Genomic DNA, 897 nt, shown 5'->3' on the forward strand with positions numbered 1-897 from the left:
CTTCTCGAACCGGTGGAGGTCTGAATGCGCGAACTCGTTCTCACAATCGCGATCTACGCGTTCCTCGCCGTGTTGGCGCTCACCGTCCCGTATGGCTGGCTCATCAGTTCCGTGTGGCTGTCTGCCGGCGTCTACATGGTTCTTGAGACGCGCAGCCGGGGGTGGATCGCCGACATTTCGTTCTTGGCCACATGGCCCATCTACCTCGCGCTCGGTCGATAAGTAGACCGGGAAATGGGGGGCCTTTCCGAAACAACCGAGACAAACCCGAGCCGTTCGGGTCGCGCGGCCGGTGACGTGCGCAACGTGCGCGCCGGCCATTCCTTCCCTGTCGGCGCGTCCCCTCTCGTCGACGTGAACCTGCCCGGGGTGGTGCGGCGCAACGCTCATTGCCCTGCTTTTCAGACCACCTCGGGCAATTTTCCAGATCACTCCTTTCATGGGGGCATTGATGCCTGAGAAGACCAACCATGTCCGCCGTATTTCTGTGTTCACTAAGGCACAGGTGTCCGCGAAACTAGCGATCGGGTGGGCCCGGGCCACGGCAAACCGCAAAGGTGCGTTTGCCGATGCCATCGACATCGACGCGAAGACCGTGAACCGCACGTTGACCGGCGAAACGGTCCCGGAACTGCACACGGCGCTCAACAGCCTGGTATTCGATCCGACAGCGCTGGACGAGGTTTTCGCGCTCTATGGTGTGAAGATCACGCCGCTGCAGTCCGAGGCCGCGAACGACCTGCACACGATTTCCAGCCTGTCCAATCTCGCCGGTCAGTTCGCATCAGCACTGGAGGACGGGCACCGAGATCATCGGGAGACGTGCCAACTCGCCGACGCCGCCCGACCGCTGATGCAAGCCCTCGCTGCCATTTGCGCCGAGGCCGATGCTGTGAG

2 protein-coding genes are annotated in these 897 nt (G+C 62.2%); both read left to right on the forward strand.

From position 1 onward, the window contains the following. Positions 1 to 24: 24 nt before the first annotated feature. Positions 25 to 222, forward strand: coding sequence for a hypothetical protein (locus SPHV1_RS01120; RefSeq protein WP_054944303.1), 198 nt, complete (start codon positions 25 to 27; stop codon positions 220 to 222). Positions 223 to 451: 229 nt separating this feature from the next. Next, positions 452 to 897: hypothetical protein (locus SPHV1_RS01125; RefSeq protein ID WP_156367187.1), on the forward strand; the 446-nt coding region annotated here is incomplete at its 3' end.

The organism is Novosphingobium sp. KN65.2, assembly GCF_001368935.1.
GTDB classification, from domain to species: Bacteria; Pseudomonadota; Alphaproteobacteria; order Sphingomonadales; family Sphingomonadaceae; genus Novosphingobium; species Novosphingobium mathurense.